Origin of the sequence: Agromyces indicus (assembly GCF_031432295.1) — a bacterium.
Classification (GTDB): Bacteria; Actinomycetota; Actinomycetes; order Actinomycetales; family Microbacteriaceae; genus Agromyces; species Agromyces indicus.
The window spans coordinates 1,248,243-1,263,145 of sequence record NZ_JAVKGS010000001.1; the positions used below are offsets into that span (position 1 = coordinate 1,248,243).

Annotated in this window: 15 protein-coding genes; 6 read left to right on the forward strand and 9 right to left on the reverse strand. The window is 72.0% G+C overall.

What is annotated here, in order from left to right; translation table 11 throughout:
• Positions 1–471 precede the first annotated feature (471 nt).
• Complete coding sequence (locus RH861_RS05965; RefSeq protein WP_310520211.1) at positions 472–1,371, reverse strand: SGNH/GDSL hydrolase family protein; 900 nt, start codon at positions 1,369–1,371, stop codon at positions 472–474.
• A 152-nt stretch (positions 1,372–1,523) separates the two neighbouring features.
• On the opposite strand from RH861_RS05965, the gene RH861_RS05970 reads away from it, so the two are divergent.
• The 6 genes from RH861_RS05970 to RH861_RS05995 all read left to right on the forward strand — a co-directional run bounded on the left by RH861_RS05970 (position 1,524) and on the right by RH861_RS05995 (position 7,317).
• Positions 1,524–2,513: a Gfo/Idh/MocA family protein gene (locus RH861_RS05970; RefSeq protein WP_310520212.1), complete on the forward strand. Its 990-nt coding sequence runs from the start codon at positions 1,524–1,526 to the stop codon at positions 2,511–2,513.
• A gap of 31 nt (positions 2,514–2,544) precedes the next feature.
• Entirely contained in the window at positions 2,545–3,618 is a 1,074-nt protein-coding gene (locus RH861_RS05975) for a M20/M25/M40 family metallo-hydrolase (RefSeq protein ID WP_310520213.1), read from the forward strand.
• A 125-nt stretch (positions 3,619–3,743) separates the two neighbouring features.
• Positions 3,744–5,231 carry a D-alanyl-D-alanine carboxypeptidase/D-alanyl-D-alanine-endopeptidase gene (locus RH861_RS05980; RefSeq protein WP_310520214.1) on the forward strand — a complete coding sequence of 496 codons (1,488 nt, stop codon included), beginning with the start codon at positions 3,744–3,746 and terminating at the stop codon, positions 5,229–5,231.
• A gap of 142 nt (positions 5,232–5,373) precedes the next feature.
• On the forward strand, positions 5,374–5,988 hold the full coding sequence (locus tag RH861_RS05985; RefSeq protein ID WP_310520215.1) for an isochorismatase family protein: 615 nt from the start codon (positions 5,374–5,376) through the stop codon (positions 5,986–5,988).
• Positions 5,985–6,764, forward strand: a complete 780-nt coding sequence (locus RH861_RS05990) for an alpha/beta fold hydrolase (RefSeq protein ID WP_310520216.1) — start codon at positions 5,985–5,987, stop codon at positions 6,762–6,764. Before RH861_RS05985 ends, RH861_RS05990 begins: the two co-directional genes overlap by 4 nt.
• A gap of 25 nt (positions 6,765–6,789) precedes the next feature.
• Entirely contained in the window at positions 6,790–7,317 is a 528-nt protein-coding gene (locus RH861_RS05995; RefSeq protein ID WP_310520217.1) for a MarR family winged helix-turn-helix transcriptional regulator, read from the forward strand.
• 57 nt (positions 7,318–7,374) lie between these two features.
• Here RH861_RS05995 and RH861_RS06000 read toward each other — a convergent pair whose 3' ends face one another.
• The 8 genes from RH861_RS06000 to hpaH all read right to left on the reverse strand — a co-directional run bounded on the left by RH861_RS06000 (position 7,375) and on the right by hpaH (position 14,828).
• The gene (locus RH861_RS06000; RefSeq protein WP_197466990.1) at positions 7,375–7,539 is read right to left on the reverse strand and encodes a hypothetical protein; all 165 of its coding nucleotides are present in this window, start codon (positions 7,537–7,539) and stop codon (positions 7,375–7,377) included.
• A gap of 119 nt (positions 7,540–7,658) precedes the next feature.
• Entirely contained in the window at positions 7,659–7,910 is a 252-nt protein-coding gene (locus RH861_RS06005) for a hypothetical protein (protein ID WP_310520218.1), read from the reverse strand.
• Between the two features lie 215 nt (positions 7,911–8,125).
• Positions 8,126–9,286, reverse strand: a complete 1,161-nt coding sequence (gene hpaD / locus RH861_RS06010; protein WP_310520219.1) for a 3,4-dihydroxyphenylacetate 2,3-dioxygenase — start codon at positions 9,284–9,286, stop codon at positions 8,126–8,128.
• 46 nt (positions 9,287–9,332) lie between these two features.
• On the reverse strand, positions 9,333–10,868 hold the full coding sequence (gene hpaE / locus RH861_RS06015; protein ID WP_310520220.1) for a 5-carboxymethyl-2-hydroxymuconate semialdehyde dehydrogenase: 1,536 nt from the start codon (positions 10,866–10,868) through the stop codon (positions 9,333–9,335).
• On the reverse strand, positions 10,865–11,620 hold the full coding sequence (locus RH861_RS06020; protein ID WP_310520221.1) for a GntR family transcriptional regulator: 756 nt from the start codon (positions 11,618–11,620) through the stop codon (positions 10,865–10,867). The genes hpaE and RH861_RS06020 overlap by 4 nt, the downstream gene beginning before the upstream one ends.
• Positions 11,617–13,152 carry a fumarylacetoacetate hydrolase family protein gene (locus RH861_RS06025; protein ID WP_374760950.1) on the reverse strand — a complete coding sequence of 512 codons (1,536 nt, stop codon included), beginning with the start codon at positions 13,150–13,152 and terminating at the stop codon, positions 11,617–11,619. The genes RH861_RS06020 and RH861_RS06025 overlap by 4 nt, the downstream gene beginning before the upstream one ends.
• A 63-nt stretch (positions 13,153–13,215) precedes the next feature.
• On the reverse strand, positions 13,216–14,058 hold the full coding sequence (locus RH861_RS06030) for an aldolase/citrate lyase family protein (RefSeq protein WP_310520223.1): 843 nt from the start codon (positions 14,056–14,058) through the stop codon (positions 13,216–13,218).
• Positions 14,043–14,828, reverse strand: coding sequence for a 2-oxo-hept-4-ene-1,7-dioate hydratase (hpaH, locus tag RH861_RS06035; protein ID WP_310520224.1), 786 nt, complete (start codon positions 14,826–14,828; stop codon positions 14,043–14,045). The genes RH861_RS06030 and hpaH overlap by 16 nt, the downstream gene beginning before the upstream one ends.
• Positions 14,829–14,903 lie beyond the last annotated feature (75 nt).

Sequence of the window (14,903 nt, forward strand, 5' to 3'; positions counted from 1 at the left end):
AAGGCCCGGACGATGTCCGGGCCTTCGTCGTCTCCAGACCGGTCCGACGGAGGACCCGACCGATCACAGTCCGAGTTCGTCGTACACGGCCCGCCCGTGTCGTGCGCCGGTCGCGCCGGCGGAGGGGAGGTCCGGCGGTCGATCCTCGCCCGCAGGTACCGCTCGGCCTCGTCGTTCTCAGGGTCGGGCAGGTCGGTCTCGGTCGACTCTGCGAGCAGGGCGGCTCCCTCGCTCAGCGCGAACTTCGCGACGACCTTCTGGCCGTCGTTGCTGTAGGCGTTGAGGCTGATCGTGTCGGCGTCGTTGTCGCGCGCGAGAATGGCGCAGTACTCGACGAGGAGGTCGGCGACCCGGTCGCCGACGAGCAGGCTCTTGTCCGCGAAGGTCACGTGCATCATGCGGCAAGCGTAGGCGGGGCGAATCGGATCCGAGGGGGGCTTGCATTCGCCCTTTCCGTGGGGATCAGTTCGGTCAGGGAACGGGCACGAGCCGCAGCGCGGCCGCGTACGCGGCGTACCCGGTGGCGTTCGGGTGGAAGCCGTCCTTCGGGCGCAGCCAGTTCCAGTCGTTGATCCACGGACTGCTGCTGCCGATGCCGTGTCCGGCGAACGGGCCCTCGGCGTCGACGAACACCGCTCCCGCAGCGATGGCGTTGGTCTCGATCACGTCGTTGAGCTTCACGGTCTCGACGTTCACCTCGTCCGCCCATGCGTACTTGGCGTTGACGCCGGACGAGTTGAGGTGGAACAGCAGCGGGTACCCCGTGACGATGACCTTCGCACCGGGCGCCTTCGCCTTGGCAGCGGCGACGACGTTGCGGATCGACGTCGCGAATCCGGAGGATGCGGCGATGGTGGAGCCGTTCGCGATGAAGGTCGGGCACGAGCTCGTCACGAGCACGAAGCAGTTCTGCATCACGTCGGCGAACCCGACGTCGTTGCCGCCGACGGTCACCGTCACGACGCGGGCGGTCGACGGGATGGCGGGCACCTGCTGCGAGATCACCTCGACGGTCGAGGCGCCCGAACACGCGGGGAACGCCACGAGCCTGAGGTTGGCGTCGGCGTCGAGCAGCTTCGGGTACGAGTTCGCGCTGCGGTAGCAGCTCGTGTCGAGGTAGCTGCGCGCGCCGGTGCCGGCCGCGAACGAGTCGCCGATGGCGGCGTACTCCAGTTCGGTCGTCCCGCCTCCGCCGCCGCCGCCCGGCTTCCCGGGCTTGTCGGGTTTGCCCGTCGCGACCGCGGCCCACGCCGAGTCGGCCGGGCCGGCGATGCTCGAGCCGAGGAGGAGTGCGAACGCGGCGAGCAGGATCGCGAGGACGAGGGCCGCGCGTCGACCGCGCGAGGACGACGCCGAGACGGTGGCGGACATGATCGCTCCCATCGGTTCGCAGGCTCCGAGCCGCGAAGATGAGCGAACCGTACCGCCGGCGCCGCCGGGCCGCACTTCCCCGAACGGGTGCCACACCCGGGCCGCGAGCGCTCGTCCGTCGTGGGGGCACGGGCGCCGCTAGGCTGGCGCGCATGACTGACGGACTGCGCTGGGGCATCCTCGCGCCGGGCGGCATCGCCCGCGCCTTCACCGACGACCTGCTGAGCAACGGCTTCGACGTGCGCGCGGCGGGCTCCCGGACCCTCGCGAACGCGGAGGCCTTCGCGGCCGAGCGCGGGATCCCGGCCGCCTACGGCAGCTACGAGGAGCTCGTGACCGATCCGGATGTCGACGTGATCTACATCGCCACGCCGCATCCGTGGCATGCGGCGACCGCGCTGCTGGCCATCGAGGCCGGCAAGCACGTGCTCATCGAGAAGCCCTTCACGCTCAACCAGGCCGAGGCCCGGGTCGTGGCGGATGCCGCCCGCGAGCGGGGCGTGCTCGCGCTCGAGGCGATGTGGACCCGCTACCTGCCGCACATGACGCGCATCCGCGAGATCGTCGCCGCCGGAACGCTCGGCGACGTGCGCACGCTGATCGCGGACCACACCCAGAAGCTGCCCGACGACCCGGCGCACCGGCTGAACGCGTTGGAGCTGGGCGGCGGCGCGCTCCTCGACCTCGGCATCTACCCGGTGTCGTTCGCGTGGGACCTCTTCGGCGATCCGACCAGCATCCAATCGACCGCGGTCTTCCGCTCGACGGGCGCCGACGTGCAGATCGCGGTGCAGCTCGGGTACGAGGACGGCCGCATCGCCTCCACGTTCTCGGCGAGCGATGTGCGCGGACCGAATGCGGCCACGGTGCTCGGGACCGAGGCGCGCATCGATATCGATCCGGTCTGGTACTCCGCGACGAGCTTCCGCGTCGTCGCGCACGACGGCCGGGTGCTGGAGGAGTTCCGTGCCGACGTGAACGGGCGCGGCATGCACTTCCAGGCGGCCGCGCTCGAGCGGCTCGTCGCCGAGGGGCGCCTCGACGGCGGCGACGTGCTGTCGACGGAGGAGTCGGTGGCGATCATGGGCACGCTGGACCGCATCCGCGCGGAGATCGGGCTCCGCTACCCGAACGAGGACTGAGCCGGCGAGGCACCGGGCGAGGGGCCGTCCCGTGATCCGCACCGACGACGTCGTCGAGCTGACGCGAGCACTGGTGGCGATCGACGCCGTCAATCCGGCGCTCGTCGACGGCGGTGCGGGCGAGCGCGAGATCGCGGAGGCGATCGGTCACTGGCTGGGCGGGCGCGGCTTCGACGTCCGCCTGGTCGGCGCCGACCCCGCGCGCCCCAGCGTGCTGGCCCGACGACGGGGTGCCGGCGGCGGGCGCACGCTGCTGCTGGCCGGCCACCTCGACACCGTGGGCGGTGCGGGTGACGGCGGTCGCCGAGCGGATGCCGCGCCCGACGGCGATCGCGTCGTGGGCCGCGGGGCGTACGACATGGCCGGCGGCCTGGCCGCGGCGATGGTCGCCGCCGCGGGCGCCGACGTCGCCGGTGACGTGGTGCTCGCCTTCGCGGCCGATGAGGAGTTCGGCTCCGCCGGCATGGAGGAGCTGCTCGCCGAGCTCGACGCGTCGCGCCCGGACGGCGCGGTCGTGCTCGAGCCCACCGATCTGGAGGTGACGCTCGCCCATCGCGGGTTCGCCTGGTACCGCGTCGAGTACGAGGGGTCGGCGGCGCACGGGTCGCAGCCCGAGCTCGGCGTCGACGCGATCGACCGGGCGCTCGACGGGATGGTGGCCCTGCGCGGGTTCGGGGCCGAGCTCGCGGCCCGGCCGCGGCACCCGCTGCTCGGCACCGGCAGCGTGCGCGTGGCGACGATCGAGGGCGGGACGGATGCCGCGACGGTCGCCGACCGCTGCGTGCTCGTGGTGGAGCGGCGTACCTTGCCGGGCGAGCCCGATCCGGCAGCCGAACTCGCCCGCGTGCTCGCGCCGTCGCGCCCAGGCCGGATCGTCCCGCTCGTCGCGAGGCCGGCGATGGAGGCCGACCCCGGCGCGCCGATCGCGCGGGTCGTCGTCGATGCGGTCGAGCGCGCCACCGGGGGTCCCGGCCGTCCGCCGTGGCGACCCGTGGTGGACCGACGCGGGCCTGATCGCCGAGCGGGGCATCCCGGTCGTGCTGGTGGGCCCGGTCGGCGGCGGCGCGCACGCCGACGAGGAGTGGGTCGCGACGGATTCACTTGAGACGCTCGTCGCCGTCCTGCGGACCTCCATCGACGGGTTCTGCGCACCGCGCTGACTCCGCGCCGGCCGTCTTGCGCGCGGGGGCTCCCGGGCCCCGTCCGGACCGGGTCCGTACAATGCGGCGGGTGAACGATCAGACGGATGACGGGGCGCCGGACGGGGAGCCGGCCGCAGCGCCGGCCGCAGCCGACGCCGCACCGCGCGGCATCCGTGCCCTGATCGCCCGCCACCGCACCATCGCCGTCGCCGCCGGGATCGTCGCCGCGGTGCTCGCGGGCGGGGGCGCGGTCGCGCTCGGTGCCGCGCTCGACGACGAGCCCACCGCCGCGGCGCCGTCGCCCACCCCGACTGAGCGCCCGACGTCCACGCCGACCCCCACGCCCGTGGCCGCACCCCCGACCAGTGCGCCGCCGGAACGGGTGCGGACCTGTTCCGTGGCCGGCCTCGCCGCCGACCCGAGGCTCGCGAACCTGCAGGCGCAGGTCATGAACGCCGCCACCGGCGAGGTGCTCTACGACCGCGGCGGCCTCACCGCGTCGCGGACGGCGAGCGTCATGAAGGTCGTCACGGCCGCCGCCGCCCTCGCCGTGTTCTCGCCCGACGACCGGTTCGCGACGCGCGTGGTCCGTGGTGCGGAGCCCGGATCGGTGGTGCTCGTCGGCGGCGGCGACGTCACGCTCTCGCGGACGCCCAGCGGCAACGAGACCGTCTACCCGGGTGCCGCGCACCTCGACGACCTGGCCCGGCAGGTCCGTGCCGCGTGGGAGGCCGATCCGTCGAATCCGCCCCTCACGAAGCTCGTGCTCGACAGCTCGCTGTTCAGCGGCGAGACATGGCACGCGAGCTGGGATCCCGCCGAGCGCGAACTCGGGTTCATGCCGCACCTCACCGCGCTGATGGTGGACGGCGACCGCGCCGACCCCTACGCGAACATCTCCTCGCGCGGCACGGACCCCGTGGCGCGAGCCGGCGAGGCGTTCGCCGCCGCGCTGGGCGGCGTGGGCGCGATCGAGCGGGGCACCGCGCCGGCCGGGGCCGCCGAGCTCGGACGCGTCTGGTCGCCGACGGTCGCGCAGCTCGTCGACAAGTCCCTCATCGTCTCCGACAACACGGTCGCCGAGATGCTCGCGCGCCTTGTGGCGATCGAGCTCGGCACGGGCACCGACTTCGCCGCGATCGACCCCGCGGTCCGGCAGGCGCTCACCGGGTACGGCATCGCGCGCGGCGGCATCCGCGTCATCGACGGGTCGGGGCTCTCGCCCGACAATGCCGTGCCGCCCGCCTACCTCACGCGGCTCTTCGCGAAGGTCGACGCGCGCGAGGGGAACCTCGGCGTCATCCTCGACGGCCTGCCCGTCGCCGGCCGGAAGGGGTCGCTGTCGTACGCGGACCGGTTCGCGGGCGACAACGCGGTCGCGCACGGCGCCGTGCTGGCCAAGACGGGCTGGATCACCACCGGGTACACGCTGTCGGGCATCATCCGGGCGCAGGACGGCACGACCCTCACCTTCGCCGTCTACGCGCTCGGCGACGTGACCGCCGCGGCGAAGCAGGCCATCGACACCCTGGCGACCGGCTTCTACCGCTGCGGCGACGAGCTCGCGGACGACTGACCGACCGGAGGCCACCGACGGGACGAACGCCCGCCGGGCGCGGCATCCGTGTGACGGACGGCCCGGGCGCGGCGTCCGCCGACCCGACAGAATGGAACCAGCGGCGGATCGTCGCGAGACCCGAGGAGCGAAGGAGCCGGTCATGAGTCGGGCCCTGTTCATCATCGACGTGCAGAACGACTTCACCGAGGGCGGCGCGCTCGGCGTCGAGGGGGGTGCCGCGGTGGCCGCGGGCATCACCGAGTACCTCGCCGAGCATCGCGACGACTACGCCGTGGTCGTGGCGTCGCGCGACTGGCACGACGCCGACAACGACAACGGCGGGCACTTCGCCACGGATGCCGCGCCCGATTTCGTCACGACGTGGCCGCAGCACTGCATGGCGGGCACGCCGGGGGCCGAGTACCACCCGGCCCTCGACGCGTCGCAGGTCGACGTGCACATCCGCAAGGGCCAGGGCGTGCCCGCGTACTCTATCTTCGAGGGCACGGATGACGCGGGCGCGTCGATCACCGAGGTGCTCACCCGCCACGGCGTCACCGACGTCGACATCGTGGGTATCGCGACCGACTACTGCGTGCGCGCGTCGGCCCTCGACGCGCTCGAGCACGGCCAGCACGTCCGCGTGATCCGCGACCTCGTCGCGGGCGTCGCGGCCGAGACGTCGGATGCGGCGCTCGCCGAGCTCGGCCACGCCGGTGCGGCGATCGTCGACTCGGCCGCGGCATCCGGAACCGACGAGGCGGCCGGCGCGTGAACCTCGACCGCACGAGCGGGTCGATGCCCGTCCTGCACGCCGAGGCGCCCGACGGGGTGCTCGTCGCCTATCGGGTCCACGGCGACCTGCGAGCGGATGCCACGCCGCCGCCGGTGCTGCTCGTGCACGGCTTCGCCTCCGATTCGGTCGTCACGTGGGAGGGCACCGGCTGGGTGGGCGCGCTCCGCGATGCCGGCCGCGCCGTGATCACGACCGACCTGCGAGGTCACGGCGAGAGCGACAAGCCGGCCGACGCGGACTCGTACGCACCCGACCGGCTGGGTGCCGACCTCGTCGCGGTGCTCGACTCCGCCGAGGTCGGCGTCGTCGACGTCGTGGCGTACTCGATGGGCAATCGCGTGGTGTCGGCGCTGTGCGAACTCGCACCGGATCGGGTGCGGCGGGTCGTCGTCGGCGGCGCGGGACCGTCCGAGCTGTTCGCGACGTGGGACCTCGACGAGGTGCGCGCCTACGTGCTCGACGGCGTGCCGCCGCGCAATCCCGTCATCGCGCAGGTGCTCGGACCCGCGCTCCGCGCGGGCGCCGACCGGGAGGCGCTGCTCGCGTGCACCGAGGGCGTGGCCGGTGCGCCGCTCGCCATCCCCGGCGGCATCCCGGTGCTGTTCGTGGCGGGCGAGAACGACCCGGTGCCGGTGGGCGTGCAGCAGCTCGCGCTCGACTGGGGGAGCGACCTCGTGACCGTCCCCGGACGTGATCACGTGTCGACGCTCACGGCTCGCGCGTTCAAGGACGCGGCCGTTGCGTTCCTGTCCTGACGCCCTGTCGAACTATGGTGTCAGGGTGTCCAGTTCTTCCACCGGCTTCGATTCGAGCGGCTACTGGTACGAGCCCGACGCCACGCGCATCGGCAGCGTCGACGTGCTCAACCTGCTGCGGCGCTATCGGGCAGCCGACCAGGAGATGCGGCGACGCACGCGCGATTCGATGGGCATGGGCGAGACCGACCTGCTCGCGTTGCGCTACGTGTTCCGCGCCGAGCGCGAGGGCAGCGTGCTCACCCCGGGCATGCTCGCCAAGCAGCTCGGGATCTCCACCGCCTCGACCACGGTCCTCATCGATCGGCTCGAGCGCAGCGGCCACCTCGCGCGGCGGCCGCATCCGACCGACCGCCGCTCGCTCGTCGTCGTCAGCACGACCGACAGCGACGCCGAGGTGCGCAAGACCCTGGGGCGCATGCACCGGGCCATGATCGACGTCGCCGATGCGCTCGAGCCGCAGGAACTGGTCGCCGTCGCCCGGTTCCTCTCCGGGATGATCGAGGCCGTCGAACTGGCGGACGCCGACGCGCACGAGCAGCCGGTCGCCTAGACAGCGTGCGGGCCGCCGCGACATCGCGACGGCCCGCAGGCATGACTGATGGAGCGCTCAGACGCTCCGGTTCCCGGTGAGCATCCGCACGAGCCAGACGATGACGGCCAGCACGAGCAGCACGATGCCGACCCAGAGCAGGAAGTTCAGGGACTGCACGAATCCGCCGGTGAACAGCAGGATGACCGCGATGATCGCGATGATGATGAGCAGGATGTTCATGGTCGAGCCTTTCTGTCGGCGATGACGCCGCGTGGTTGCGGCGCTCTGGGGGGAGCGGGCGGTCGCGAGGTGATCGCGTCGCGCCCGGTCGCGTCGGCGGGTCGGCGGAGAGCCGGACCTCAGGCTGCAGTCGTGGGTTCCTCGGCGGCACCGGAACTCGATCCGAGGACCTCGATGAGTCCCTCTTCGAGTTCGGCGGGGACGGCGTAGAGGGCGCCGCCCGTGATCGCATCGTGCTCGATGATCGCCGCCGCGTGGATCTCGGCTCGCGACAGGAGCGGGAAGCGGGCGACCATGCGCTCGAGCAACTGCTCGAAGTCGATGAGTTCGCGGCCTCCGGCGATGCCGATCACGCCGTCCGTGCTGTCCATTGCTGCTCACTGTAGCCGACGGCGCTGTGGAGACCCGGGGGGCCACGGCCCCCCGGGGTCATCCCCCCATGCGTGATCGCCCGCAGTGCGGTCGTTCCCTTGTCCGCGATCACAGAACAACGAGACCACACATGTAGTTAGATCGTCTAGTCATTTCGAGGTGCGCCGGAATACGGTACGCTTCGGAAATCAGCGTGCCTGCGGCATTCCGGGCGTCACAGCTGGTTGCCCAGCTTGTACTCGCCCTGCTTCCACTCGGGCATCGACGCGTCGTCCTGGCGCGTGTACGAGAAGCCGTCGGCGCCGATCGTCACCGCCATCTCGCTGGCGTCGGTCCGCGCGACGACCTCCTTCGGGTTGCCGTCGAGGTCGAGCACGAGCGAGGCCTCGGTGTACCAGCTCGGCACGACCGGGTTGCCCCACCAGTCGCGCCGCTGGTTGTCGTGCACGTCCCACGTGACGACGGGGTTGTCGGGGTCGCCCGTGTAGTAGTCCTGCGTGTAGATCTCCACGCGGTGGCCGTCGGGGTCGCGGAGGTAGAGGTAGAACGCGTTCGAGACGCCGTGGCGGCCGGGACCGCGCTCGATCCGGTCCGACATCCGCAGGGCGCCGAGCTTGTCGCAGATCGCGAGGATGTTGTGCTTCTCGTGCGTGGAGAACGCGACGTGGTGCATGCGCGGGCCGTCGCCGCCGGTCATGGCGGTGTCGTGCACGGTCGGCTTGCGGCGCATCCACGCCGCGTACACCGTGCCCTCGTCGTCCTGGATGTCCTCGGTGACGCGGAAGCCGAGGTCCTGCATGAACGCGACGGCGCGGGGCACGTCGGGCGTGACCTGGTTGAAGTGGTCCAGGCGCACGAGCGCGCCCGGGGTGTAGAGGTCGTAGCGCCAGGCGAGGCGCTCGACGTGCTCGACGTCGTGGAAGAACTCGTACGGGAACCCGAGCGGGTCCTCGACGCGCACGGAATCGCCGATCCCCTTGGTGAAGCCCTCCGGCCGGCGCTCCACCCGGCAGCCGAGCTCCGTGTAGAACGCGACTGCCTTGTCGAGATCCTCGGGCGTGCGGACGCGGTACGAGAACGCGGCGACCGCGGCGACCGGCCCCTTGCGGAGCACGAGGTTGTGGTGGATGAACTCCTCGAGGGAGCGGAGGTAGACCGTGTCCTCGGTCTCCTCGGTGACGACGAGGTCGAGCACGTCGACGTAGAACCGGCGGCTGGCCTCGAGGTCGGTGACCACCAGCTCCATGTACGCGCAGCGCAGGATGTCCGGCGCCGGCACCGACGGGGTCGGAATCGGGTCGTCCGTGTGGATCGGGGCCTCCTGGCTCACGTAGAAGCCCGAGGAGGTCAGCGTCTTGTCGTCGCGGTTGGTCATGTCAGCGTCCTTGCTTGCGAATCAACGGTGGTGAACGGATGCCGCGTCAGCGCGGGTCCGGGTCGTCGAGGTCGGTCTCGTCGTGGTGCTCCTGCTTGCCGAACGTCGGGTTGTGCACGGCCCCGAGGGTGATGTGCACGGCCTGCTGGTCGGTGTAGAAGTCGATCGAGCGGTAGCCGCCCTCGTGTCCGAGGCCCGAGGCCTTCACGCCGCCGAACGGGGTGCGCAGGTCGCGCACGTTGTTCGAGTTCAGCCACACCATGCCCGCCTCGACGGCCTGGGCGAAGTTGTGCGCTCGCTTGAGGTCGTTGGTCCAGATGTAGGCGGCGAGGCCGTACTTGACGCCGTTGGCGAGCTCGAGCGCCTCCTCCTCGGAGTCGAAGGGCGTGATCGCCACGACCGGTCCGAAGATCTCCTCCTGGAAGATGCGCGCATCCTTCGGGACGTCGGCGAAGACGGTCGGGGCGACGTAGTTGCCCGCCTCGAGTCCCTCGGGGCGGCCGCCGCCGGCGACGAGCCGGCCCTCCGACTTGCCGATCTCGACGTAGCTCATGACCTTCTCGTAGTGCTCGGGGTGGACGAGCGCGCCGACCTCGGTCTTCGGGTCGTGCGGGTCGCCCACGACGACGCGCTTCGCCTGCGCCGCGTACTTCTCGACGAACTCGTCGTAGATCGCCCGCTCGACGAGGATCCGGCTGCCGGCCGTGCAGCGCTCGCCGTTCAGCGAGAACACGCCGAAGATCGTCGCGTCGACCGCCGCATCGAGGTCGGCGTCGGCGAAGACGACCGCCGGGCTCTTGCCGCCGAGCTCCATGGACAGGCCCTTGAGGTACGGCGCGGCGTTGCCGAAGATGATCTGCCCGGTGCGGCTCTCGCCCGTGAACGAGATGAGCGGCACGCCGGGGTGCTTCACGAGCGCGTCGCCCGCCTCCTCGCCGAGCCCGTTGACGAGGTTGAACACGCCGTTCGGCAGTCCCGCCTCCTCGAAGATCTCGGGCCACAGGCTCGCCGACAGCGGCGTGAACTCGGCCGGCTTCAGCACGACCGTGTTGCCGGTCGCGATGGCCGGTGCCAGCTTCCACGACTCGAGCATGAAGGGCGTGTTCCACGGCGTGATGAGGCCGGCGACGCCGATCGGCTTGCGGTTGACGTAGTTGACCTGGCGGCCGGGCACCTTGTAGGTGTCGTCGGCCTGCGCGACGATCAGGTCGGCGAAGAACCGGAAGTTCTCGGCCGCGCGACGCGCCTGGCCGAGCGCCTGCGTGATGGGCAGGCCGGTGTCGAACGTCTCGAGTTCGGCGAGCCTGGCGTCGCGCGACTCCACGAGGTCGGCGATGCGGTGCAGCACGCGCGAGCGCTCGCGGGGCAGCATGCGCGGCCACGGGCCCTCGCGGAACGCGCGGGACGCCGCCTCGACGGCGCGGTCGATGTCGGCCTGCTGGCCGGCCGCGGCCTGCACGTAGGTCTGGTTCGACACCGGATCGAGCACGTCGAACGTCTCGCCGCCGACCGAGTCGACGAACTCCCCGTCGATGTAGTGGCGGATGCGGTCGGGCAGCCCCTCGGGGATGTGCTGGGTCATGCGGTGGCCTCCAGGTTCGAAGCGGATGCCGCGGCGGCGTCGCCGGGCTCGGGAGCAGGTTCGGTGGTGGTGGGCCCGGACGCGGCATCCGTCGCCGGGGTCTTGTGCTCGGACTGGTACGCGAGCACCGCGTCGAGCGTCGCCGTGCGATGACGGCGGGCGGCGAGCTCGATCTCGAGTTCGTCGGCGCCCTGCTCGATGAGCTCGATGATGCGGGCGTGCTCGGCGACCGACTCGCGGGCGCGGCCGGGCACGAAGCTGAACGACGAGTCGCGCAGCACCTTCATGCGGTTCCAGCCGCGACGCACGAGGTCGAGCACGTGCGGGTTCGGACAGCTCTCGAACAGGATGGAGTGGAACTCGAGGTTGAGCTCGGTGAAGCGGTGCGGGTCGAAGTCGTCGAGGGTGCGCCGCATCCGCTCGTTGACCTCGCGCGCTCGCAACAGCTGGTCGGGAGTGATCGAACCCGACGCGAGCGCGGTCGCGTACCCCTCGACGAGCGCGAGGGTCTGCATGGTGTGCAGGTACTCGGTCTCCTTCACGAGCGCCACCTGGGCGCCGACGTTGCGCTCGTACGTGACGAGCCCCTCGGCCTCCAGCAGCCGGATCGCCTCGCGCACGGGCACCACCGAGACGTCGAGCTCGCGCGCGATCTGCCCGAGCACCAGGCGATAGCCCGGGACGTAGCGCCCGTCGTCGATGCGCTCGCGCACGAACCGGTACGCCTGCTGCGACTTGCTCTCGGCGCTCATCGTTCCTCCGCTGCGCCCTGCTGCCCGCGGTGAGCGGCCTCGTAGCGCGCACGCCACTCGGCGTTCATCGGGAACAGCCCGTCGACGGGCTCGCCCTCGGCGACGCGCTCCGCGACCCAGGCGTCCGCGGCATCCTGCTCGGCGGCCTCGGCCGCGACCTCGGCGGCGAGGTGCGGCGGGATCACGATGACGCCGTCGCCGTCGCCGACGATCACGTCGCCCGGCTGTACCGCGGCGCCGCCGCATGCGATGGTCACGTCGGTCTCCCACGGCACGTGGCGGCGGCCCAGCACGCTCGGGTGCGGGCCCTGCGAGAAGACGGGGATGCCGATCTCGGCGACCGCATCGAAGTCGCGGACCCCGCCGTCGGTCACGATGCCGGCGGCGCCGCGCACCTTGGCACGCAGGGCGAGCACGTCGCCGACCGTGCCGGTGCCGCGCTCGCCGCGGGCGTCGACCACGAGCACCTCGCCGGCGCCGACCGTGTCGAACGCGCGCTTCTGGGCGTTGTAGCCGCCGCCGTGCTCGGCGAACAGGTCGGGGCGGGCGGGGATGAAGCGGAGCGTGCGGGCTCGGCCCACGATGCGGTCGCCGGGGTGGTTCGCGAAGACGCCCTCGATGAACACGTCGTGGTAGCCGCGCTTGCGGAGCGCGACCGAGAGGGTCGCGACCGCCGCGGAGGAGAGCCGGGCGCGGAGCTCGTCGGTGAGCTCGAAGGCGGGGGCACCCGCATCCGCGGCTTGCTGGCCCGAGGCGTCGAGCGGCGTCGCCCGTCCGACGGCGACCGCGGCGGCGTGCTCGGCCTCGGAGCCCCACGCCTCGATGCGCTGCAGGTCGTCGACCGCTGGCTTCGTGCCGAAGTCGCCGAACGGCTGGCTGCCCTCGGTGATGCGCGTGACGAGTCGGCCCGTGCTCGGGGCGCCCGCGGCATCCGGTGCATCGACCTCGACCTCGACGACGTCGCCCGGCACGACGACCGACGACCCCGCGGGCGTGCCGGTGAGGATCACGTCGCCGGTCTCGAGCGTCATGAGCTGCGACAGGTCGGCCACGAGCTGACCGAAGGGGAAGAGGAGCGTGTCGCTCGTGTCCTCCTGGACGAGCTCGCCGTTCACCCACGTGCGGACGCGGAGCGCGTCGGGTGCCACGTCGGCAGCCGGGATCAGCGCCGGACCGATCGGCGTGAAGCCGTCGCCGCCCTTGGAGCGGACGTTCGAGCCCTTGTCGGCGGCCCGCAGGTCGTAGACGCCGAAGTCGTCGGCGGCGGTGACGGATGCCACGTGCCGCCAGCCGTCGGCGGGGGAGACGCGTCGCGCGGGCACGCCGATGACGAGCGCGATCTCGCCCTCGAACGCGAGGAGCTCGGTGCCCGCGGGCCGCTCGAGCGTGTGGCCGGTCGCGGCGAGCGAACTCGACGGCTTCAGGAAGTAGCTCGGCATCGCCGGCGTGCGGCCGCGCTGCGCGGCGCGGGAGGGGTAGTTGAGGTGCACGGCGATGATCTTGCCCGGCGTGGGAATGGCATCGGTCGTCATGGACATCCTCGTCTCTTTCGTATCGGAAATCGTATACGATCCAGTCGGGCGGGGCAACGCGGGTCAGTAGGAGGCGCGCGGGGCGCCATCCGCCGCCGAACCGGCGCTGCCCGTCTCGCCCGCCGATCGGCCCGAGAATCGGTCGGCCAGCGCCTCCGAGGCGCGCGCGACGATCGAGACGTCCGCGCCGACGGCGACGAACGCCGCGCCGGCCTCGAGGTAGCGCTCGGCCTCCTCGGGCACGAACGCGTTGACCCCCGCGGGCTTGCCCGCACGGCGTGCCGCGCGCAGCGACGCGAGCACGGCCTCGACGACCTCCGGGTGCGACGGCTCGCCGAGGCGCCCCATGGACGCGGCGAGGTCGGCGGGCCCGACGAAGATCGCATCGACGCCGTCGACGGCCACGATGTCGTCGACCGCGGCGACGGCCGCCGCCGACTCGACCTGCACCGTGAGGCTGATCGTCGCCGAGGCATCCCGCAGGTACGCCGGCACTCGATTCCACCGCGACGAGCGCGCGAGCGACGCACCGACGCCGCGCACGCCCTCGGCCGGGTAGCGGATGGCGCGTACGAGCTCCGCCGCCTGGTCCGCCGAGTCCACCATGGGCACCAAGAGGTTCTGCGCGCCGAGGTCGAGCACCTGCTTGATGATCACGGTGTCGCCGATCGGCACGCGCACCACCGGGGCGACCGGGTACGCGGAGACCGCGTAGAGCTGCGCGAGGATCGACTCCAGGCCGTTGGGGGAGTGTTCCCCGTCGATCAGCACCCAGTCGACGCCGCTGCCGGCGACGATCTCGGCCATGACGGGGCTGCCCGAGCATGCCCACATGCCGATGAGCGGGCGGTCGGCGGCGGCGAGACGGGCCGCGAAGGTGTCGGGGAGGTTCATTCGAATCGGCACGTGATCGCCCCCAGGGGTCCGTACTCGGCGTGGACCGTGTCGCCGCGCTCGACCCACATGGGCCGCGTGAACGAGCCCGCGAGGATGATCTCGCCGGCCTCGAGCGACTGCCCGTGCTGCGCGAGCTTGTTCGCGAGCCAGGCCACGCCCATAGCAGGGTGGCCGAGCACCGCACCCGCGACGCCGGACTCCTCGATGGTCTCGTTGCGGTACAGCAGCGCCGGCACCCAGCGCAGGTCGACCGCGTCGACCTTCACGGGCGTGCCGCCGACGACCATGGCGCCCATCGCCGCGTTGTCGGAGATCGTGTCCACGATGGTGCGACCCTGCAGCTCGATGTGGGAGTTGAGGATCTCGAGCGCCGGCACGACGTAGGCGGTCGCGTCGAGCACGTCGAAGATCGTGGTGCCCGGTCCGCGCAGCGGCTCGGACAGCACGAAGGCGAGCTCGACCTCGATGCGCACGTTGGAGAAGCGCGCGTGTTCGATCACCGCGCCCGACTCGTGGACCATGTCGTCGAGGATCACGCCGTAGTCCGGCTCGGTGATCCCCGTGGCGGCCTGCATCACCTTCGAGGTGAGGCCGATCTTGCGACCGACCAGGCGTCGGCCGCCCTCGATCTGCCGGTCGGCCCAGAGCCGCTGGACGGCGTACGCGTCCTCGACGGTCATATCGGGGTTCCGGGCGGTGAGCAGCGGGACGATCGTGCGGTCGCGGTCGGCGGCGGCCAGTTCGTCGGCGATCTCGGCGATGCGGGATGGGTCCAGCATGGGGCTCCACTTCGTCGTCGGGCGTCACCGTGATGCTACATGAGGTATCTGAAATCGTATACGTTCTGCCGCCAA